We start from the raw sequence: 552 nt of genomic DNA, 5'->3' as shown, positions 1-552 counted from the left end.
CCAGCGGTCAGCGCATCGGTCGTGCCCGGGTAGGCCGAGAACACCGTCCTCCCCGCCTCGTCATAGGCAACACGTTGGAACCTTTGGGTGCCCGCAACATCTGCCGCGTCATACTCACGCACCACGACCGGGCGCCAAAGCGCATCAAAGTAGGTTTCTTTCCGCGCGTTGCCGGTGCTGACGGTTTGGCGCCAATGCCCAACGCCCAATCCATACTCGTCGCCTTGAACCTGTTGGAAACTCCGCGTGGTGGGGTTCCACCCAACGGTATCCCCTTCCGGAGGCGTCAGGCTGGCCATGCGCCCCATCACATCGTACGAGTACGCCGTGGTAAAGCCGTTTTCGTCAGTGACCGCCGTGAGCCACCCGTTGTCATCGACCGCTGCCTGAAGGCCGGTACCATCGCCGAATCCGATAGCTCTGGGTGTACCGAGCTTCCAGGACGACAGCGTGGTCGCGTTCCCATTGCCGTCGCTGATGGACGACGGCTGACCGTCTGCATGGTAGGCAATCGTCTGACGCAGCATTCCCATCGACCAAATGCGTTCGGGC

At 62.1% G+C, this 552-nt stretch carries 1 protein-coding gene; it reads right to left on the bottom strand.

The window, feature by feature from the left end; genetic code table 11:
- The coding region (locus tag AC1DN0_RS41305) for an RHS repeat domain-containing protein (RefSeq protein WP_477146638.1) at positions 1 to 533 on the bottom strand (533 nt) is incomplete at its 3' end.
- Positions 534 to 552: the final 19 nt, after the last annotated feature.

This window comes from Cupriavidus sp. 05N39 (assembly GCF_056397325.1).
This window is presented reverse-complemented; position numbering and strand designations above follow the sequence as displayed.